Source organism: Streptomyces sp. NPDC057654 (assembly GCF_042800135.1).
GTDB lineage: Bacteria > Actinomycetota > Actinomycetes > Streptomycetales > Streptomycetaceae > Streptomyces.
In genome coordinates this window covers 1-6,877 of the sequence record NZ_JBHVHQ010000440.1, presented here as the reverse complement: position 1 = coordinate 6,877, position 6,877 = coordinate 1, and the positions used below count along the sequence as shown (strand labels likewise).

General features: G+C 70.0%; 5 protein-coding genes. All 5 read right to left on the bottom strand.

The genetic code is table 11. The features are described from left to right. Positions 1 to 55 precede the first annotated feature (55 nt). Positions 56 to 2,722 carry an ABC transporter permease gene (locus ACFU99_RS27090; protein WP_384396633.1) on the bottom strand — a complete coding sequence of 889 codons (2,667 nt, stop codon included), beginning with the start codon at positions 2,720 to 2,722 and terminating at the stop codon, positions 56 to 58. A gap of 70 nt (positions 2,723 to 2,792) precedes the next feature. Further along, positions 2,793 to 3,587 (bottom strand): ABC transporter ATP-binding protein, encoded by a 795-nt coding sequence (locus ACFU99_RS27085; RefSeq protein ID WP_384396631.1) that lies wholly within the window; start codon positions 3,585 to 3,587, stop codon positions 2,793 to 2,795. A 183-nt stretch (positions 3,588 to 3,770) separates the two neighbouring features. Beyond that, positions 3,771 to 4,631, bottom strand: coding sequence for a carbohydrate ABC transporter permease (locus ACFU99_RS27080; RefSeq protein WP_384396628.1), 861 nt, complete (start codon positions 4,629 to 4,631; stop codon positions 3,771 to 3,773). Between the two features lies 1 nt (position 4,632). Next, positions 4,633 to 5,532, bottom strand: coding sequence for a carbohydrate ABC transporter permease (locus ACFU99_RS27075; RefSeq protein ID WP_384396626.1), 900 nt, complete (start codon positions 5,530 to 5,532; stop codon positions 4,633 to 4,635). After that, a partial coding sequence (locus tag ACFU99_RS27070; RefSeq protein WP_384396624.1) for an extracellular solute-binding protein occupies positions 5,529 to 6,877 on the bottom strand: 1,349 nt, incomplete at its 5' end. The genes ACFU99_RS27070 and ACFU99_RS27075, both read right to left, overlap by 4 nt.

Sequence of the window (6,877 nt, the reverse complement as noted above, 5' to 3'; positions counted from 1 at the left end):
CGCCACCTCTCTGTGAGAGGGCGGCCCACCGCCGTTTCGTTTGCCCGCGGGGGCGCTACTGCGCGCCGATCGACTCCAGCGGGCTCAGCCGGCCCGCGCGGCGCGCCGGCCACACCGCCGCCAGCACGCCCACGACCAGGGCGATCAGCAGGAACAGGGCGATCCGCGCCCACGGCAGGCCGAACTGGTACGCCGGGAACGAGGTCCGCACCAGATGGCCGCCCGACCAGGCCAGGAAGACGCCCACCACGATCCCCAGCACCGCGCCGAACACGCAGATCATCACCGACTCCAGCCGCACCATCTGCTTCACGTCGCGGCGCGCCAGCCCGATCGCCCGCAGCATGCCGATCTCACGGGTGCGCTCGAAGACCGACATGGCGAGCGTGTTCACGACGCCGACCACCGCGATGACCAGGGCCATGCCCAGCAGCCCGTACGTCATGTTCAGGATGTCGCCGATCGATCCGGTGCGCTCCTCTTGCAGAACGGACTGGCCCTTCACCTTCACCAGCGGGTTGCTGCCGAGCGCCGAGCGGAGCTTGTCCTCCAGCCCGCCCGCCTTGCCCGGCTCCGCGTGGATGAGGATCCGCTCGACGGCATCGGTCTGCGAGTCCGTGTGGCCGCCGATGGCCGCCAGCGAGGTGAGCGCGTCGGGGACCACCTCGTTGTCGGTGTAGATACCGGCGATCTTGTACGGGACGTCCTGCTGGCTCGGCCCCTTGGCGCTCTTCTTCCGGCCCTTCGCCTTCTGGCCCTTCTTCTTCGCGTCCTCCGCCTCCTTCTCCGCCTTCCCCTCCGCCTCGGCCTGCGCGCCGGGGAACGTGATCTTGAGGCTCTGGCCGAGCCGCAGATGGTGCTCCCGCGCGGTCTTCTCAGAGACGGCGATCGCGCCCCCGGCCTGCACGGCCTGCGCCGACCCGCTGAGGAAGCGCACGTTGGCCACCTTCGGGACGGCCCCGACGTCCGTACCGATCAGCGAGCCCAGACTGGCCCCGCCCACCTCGGTGCTGACGGTGCGCAGCGGCACGGCCGCGGCGACGCCCGGCACGCCGGCCAGCCGGTGCGCGGCGTCCTTCCCGAGGCCGCGACCGCCCTCCGAGGTCACCTGGTAGTCGGCCTTCAGACCCTGCTTCTCCATCATCCGGCCGACGCCCAGCGTCGCCGAGTGGCCCAGCACCGTCAGACCGGTGATCAGCGTGAGGCCGATCATCAGCGCGGAGGCCGTCGCGGCGGTGCGGCGCGGGTTGCGCAGCGCGTTGCGGGTCGCGAGACGGCCGCTGGCCGGGAACATCCGGGCCAGCGCCTTCCCGGCGAACGTGATCATCGGGCGCGACAGCTGCGGGGCGAGGACGGCCGCGCCCGCCAGGACGAGCGCCGAGCCCGCCATGCCGGCGTCGATGCCCTCGCTGGTCGACTGGGTGGCCACGTACAGCATGGCCGCCACGCCCGCGACGGCGAGCACCGCGCCGATCACGCCGCGGACCACCAGGCTCCGCTGCGCGGGCGCCTGGTCGATCTCGGACAGCGCCTCCACCGGCGCGACCCGCGCCGCACGCCGCGCGGGCAGCCACGCGGAGAGCACGGTCACGGCCACGCCGATCACGAGCGCGTAACCGGCCGAGGACGGCTCGACGATCAGCGGGCCGTCGGGGAGGCGCGAGCCCGTCGAGTTGAGCAGCGGGCGCAGCCCGAGCGCGACGCCGATGCCCAGCACGAACCCGGCCGCCGAGGCCAGCAGCCCCAGCACCGCCGCCTCGGCCAGCACGGAGCGCACCACCTGGCGGCGGGACGCGCCCACCGCCCGCAGCAGCGCGGTCTCCCGGCGGCGCTGCGAGATCAGCATGGTGAAGGTGTTGGCGACGATGAACGCGCCGACGAACAGCGCGATGCCCGCGAAGACCATCAGCGACTTGGTCAGCGACCGGTTCGTCATGGTGATCTCGTCGGCCTGGGTGGCGGCCAGCTCCGAACCGCTCTTCGCGGTGGCTCCGCCCTCGGAGTCCTCCGGCAGCAGACGCTCGATCCGCTCCGTCAGCTCGCGGTCGTCGACACCGGGCTCCGCACCCACCTCGAAGTCGCTGTACGAGCCGGGGGAGGCGAACAGGTACTGCGCGGTGGCGGTGTCGAACAGCGCCAGCGTGCCGCCCGTCGTCACCCGCGGGTCGTCCGTGTCCACGACGCCGACCAGCTTCTTGGTCATCACCGGACCGTCCACCGCGAACCGGATCTCGTCACCGAGCTTGAACCCGGCGTCGGAGACGGCGCCCGAGTTCAGCGCGATCTCGCCGGAGGACGCGGGCGCGCGGCCCTTGGCGAGCGGGTAACGGGCGTCCTTGCCGTCCTTGCCCGGCGTGAAGCTCGCGCCGAGCGAACCCCAGTCGTCGCCCAGGGGCCGCTGCTTCTTGTCGGCGATCGTGGCGTAGCCCGAGGCGATCGCCCGCACCGACGCGACGCCCGGCAGCGCCCGTATCTTCTCCGCCAGCCGTTCGTCCAGCGCGGTCTTGTGCCGGTCGCCGGGGGAGCGCATCCCCTCGTCGGCGGTCACCAGGGTGGCGATGCCCTTGTAGTTCTTGGCGGAGACGTTGCTGTAGGCGTTGGCGGTGGTGTCGCCGAAGATCAGCGTGCCGGAGACGAAGGCGGTGCCGAGGATGATCGCGAGAGCGGTCATCACCAGCCGGGCTTTGTGCGCGAGTACGTTGCGCAGAGCGGTGCGAAGCACGTGTGTCAGTCCTGGAATGCGGGGGACGGGAAGCGCCGGAGACCGGCGGTGAGCGGCGGGCGGGGGTTCCTCAGTTCGTACGGCCCTTGGAGTCGAACGCCTTCATACGGTCGAGGACCGCGTCGGCGGTCGGCGCGCGCAGCTCGTCCACGATCCGGCCGTCGGCCAGGAAGATCACGCGGTCCGCGTACGAGGCGGCGACCGCGTCGTGCGTCACCATCACGACCGTCTGCTGGAGCGCCGGCACCGACTCCTGGAGGAAGCCCAGGAGTTCCGCGCCCGAGCGGGAGTCCAGGTTGCCGGTCGGCTCGTCCGCGAAGATGATCTCCGGCTGGGAGGCGAGTGCGCGGGCCACGGCCACGCGCTGCTGCTGGCCGCCGGAGAGCTGTGACGGCCGGTGCGTCAGCCGCGCGGACAGGCCCATCGTCGAGACGATCTGCTCCAGCCAGGCCCGGTCGGGGGCGCGGCCCGCGATGTCCATCGGCAGGGTGATGTTCTCGATCGCGTTGAGCGTCGGCAGCAGGTTGAACGCCTGGAAGACGAAGCCGATCCGGTCCCGGCGCAGCCGCGTCAGCTCCCGGTCGCCCAGCGACGCCAGCTCGACGTCGCCGATCCGCGCCGAACCGGACGAGAAGGAGTCGAGCCCCGCCATGCAGTGCATGAGCGTGGACTTGCCGGAACCGGACGGCCCCATGATCGCGGTGAACTCCGCGCGCCGGAACTCCACGGACACCGCGTCCAGCGCGACCACCTGGGTCTCTCCCTGCCCGTACACCTTGCTCAGCTCGGTCGCCCGCGCGGCGACGGCGGAGCCGGCGGCTCCGGGGACGGCGGTCGACGTGGGGAAAGGGGCGGAACGGGACACAAGGTCTCCTGGGAGAGCGGGGAATGGGTGCTCTCCCATCTTTGAACACCGGACCCCCTCCCCACCTCAGCCGCACGGCCCGACCTCGGCACCGGCCAAATGGCCGATGCCGGGCCCGTACGTCGTACTCAGGATGGACGCCCGTCCGACTTCCGGCCGAACGGGATCAGGTGCGCGAGGCGCTCACCCCTTCACCGCGCCGCCCAGCGCGAAGCCGCCGCCGAGGCGCCGGGCGATCAGGACGTACAGCAGGATCACGGGCGTCGAGTAGAGGATCGAGAAGGCGGCGAGCTGCCCGTACGCCACCTCGCCGCGGTAGCCGAAGAAGGTGAAGATGCTGACGGACGCAGGGAGTTGGTCCGGAGTGAGCAGCAGCATGAAGGGGACGAAGAAATTCCCCCACATCATGATGAAGCTGTAGACGGTCACGACCGCCACGCCCGGCCCCATGAGCGGCAGGACCACGCGGACCAGCGCCTGCATCGGGTTCGCGCCGTCGGTCCAGGCGGCCTCCTCCAGGCTGACGGGGATGGAGTCCATGAAGTTCTTCATCAGCCAGATGGCGAACGGCAGCTGCGTCGCGGCGAGGAAGAGCGCCGTGCCGGTCAGCGAGTCGATGAGGTTGATCTGCACGAAGAGCCCGTACACCGGGACCATCACCGCGGTGATCGGCAGACAGGTCGTGAACAGCACCGCCATGAGGTACGGGCGCTTGAAGCGGGAGCGGAACCGCGAGAGGGGATAGGCGGCGAGCGTGGCGCAGACGATGGTCAGGGCCGTGCCGCCGCCGCACAGCAGGAGGCTGTTGAGCATGGGCCGGTAGGTGATCTCCGGGTCCATGAGAGCGTCGAAGTTGGCGAGCGTGGGCTTCGAGGGCACGGAGACGTCGAGCGAGGCGTGTTCGTCGAGGGAGGACAGCACCAGCCAGGCGAGCGGTACGGCGAAGGCGATGGCGGCGACCAGCAGCGCGGCATCGGCGGCCAGCCGCTGCCGGGTGGCGCGCCGCAGCTTGGGAGGTGTCGGAAGGGTCCGGCGAGTCGGCACGTCAGACCTCCTCGCGCAGCAGCCGCAGATACACCATCGAGAACAGCGCCCCCACCAGGAGCAGAAGCAGCGCCACCGCCGTGCCGTAACCGAGGAGCGCCTTCAGGAACGCCTGGTCGTACATGAAGACGGGGAGCGTCTGGCTGCGCGTACCGGGACCGCCGCGCGTCATCGCCCAGATCAGGCCGAAGACGGACAGCGTCTGGAGCGTGTTGAGCATCAGGTTGGTGGCGATGGAGCGGCGGATCATCGGCAGCGTGACGCGCCACAGCCGCTGCCAGCCGCTCGCGCCGTCCACCTCCGCCGCCTCGGTGACCTCCTGCGGGATATCGGAGAGCGCGGCGGAATAGACGAGCATCGAGAACGCGGTGCCGCGCCATACGTTGGCGAACGACACCGCGAGGATGGGCAGCGTGAACAGCCAGTTCTGGGACGGCAGATGGAGCCATTCCAGAATGTCGTTCAGGGTGCCGCGCTGATTGAAGAAGGCGTAGAGCAGAAATCCCGCGACGATCTCCGGCAGCACCCAGGCGGCGATGACGATCGCCCCGGTCAGCGTCCGTACGGGCCGCGAGGCGCGCCGCATCAGGGCGGCCAGCGCCAGGCCCAGGGTGTTCTGGCCGACGATCGAGGAGAGCACGGTGAAGACGAGGGTCAGGACGACGGCGTTGATGAACTTGTCGTCCGTGAAGGCCCGCCGGAAGTTGTCCAGGCCCACGAACTGCGTCGACGAGGAGCCGGTGAGCTGCATGTCGGTGAAGGCGATGTAGACGCAGTAGGCGATGGGCCCGCCGAGGAAGAGCAGCAGGAGGAGGGTGGCGGGAGCCACGGGCAACCAGCGCAGCCAGCGCAGGCGGCGACGGGGTCCGCGGGTCCGGGTTGTGGAGAGCGCGCTCGTCAAGGCTTGCTCACCACAGCACCGTCGGTGATCGAAGAGACCTGCTCGTCGTACGCCTTGGCGGCCTCGGAGACCGAGGAGTCGCCGGTGGTGACGTTCTCCATCTGCTCGCCGATCGCGGCGGAGACCCTGGGGTAGACGGGCAGCGCGGGCCGGAAGTGGCTGTACTTCACGAGGGAGGTGAAGAAGTCTATGCCGGGCATGGACTTCAGATATTTCGCGTCGGCGGCGACGTCGTCGCGGACGGCGATCTGCGCGCCGCGGATGTCCCACTCGACGGCGTTCCGCTTGGACTGGAGGGTCTCGATGACCTGCCAGGCGAGGTCGGCGTTGCGGGACTTGGCGGGGATGGACCAGGCCCAGCCGCCGGAGAGGCTGACCTTGCCGGGGGCCTGCCCGTGCTGGGTGGGGAACGGCGTCTGGGCCATCACCTTCGACCACTGCGGCCAGGGCTTGCCGCCGGTGGGGAGCCAGTACTCGCCGAGCCAGGAACCGTCGAGGCCGATGGCGACCTTGCCGGCCGGCAGCCACTCGCTGACGTTGCGCACGGCGACGTTCGGGTCGAGGGCGTCGGAGAGCTCGGGCCCGAGCTTCTCGGCGTAGACGCTCCGCACGAAGTCCAGCGAGTCCCGGAACCCCTTGCTGCCGGTGACCCACTTCTTCGACGCCGGGTCGTAGAGGGGGTCCTTGCCCGTGCCGTACAGCAGCATCTCGAAGGTCTGCATCACGGACGCCTCGCCCGCGCCCTTGCCCGTATAGACGTTGAGCGGGGTGACGCCGGGGACCTTGCGCTTGATCGTACGGGCGGCGTCGAGGACGTCCTGCCAGGTCTTCGGCTGCCATCTCGCGGGCAGTCCGGCCTTGGCGAATATCTCCTTGTTGTACCAGAGGGCACGGGTGTCGGTGCCGTCCTGCACGCCGTACGTCCTGCCGTCCTCGGCCTTGGTGGCGGCCTTGGCGGCCGGTGCGAACCGCTTCCAGTCCGCCCAGTTGTTCAACTTGTCGTCGAGCGGGCGCAGATAACCGCTCTTGATGTCGGAGTTGATGAGGAAGGTGTCCTCGTATACGAGGTCCGGCGAGGTCTTCGGGGACCGCATCATCTGCTGGATCTTGGCGTAGTAGTCGTTCTCGGACGCCTGGATGGGGATGAGCTGGACCTTCTTGCCCTGGTGGGTCTTCTCGAACTCCTTCTTCACCATGGCCAGATAGTCGTCGGTGTACCGGACCTTGCTGTTCGTGTTCCGCTGGTAGGCGACCTTCACGGTGTCCGGATGGGACGCGGACCCCGCGCCGCAGGCGCTGAGCGCGCCTGCGGCGAGGGCGGCGGCGAGGATCACTGGCACGGTGG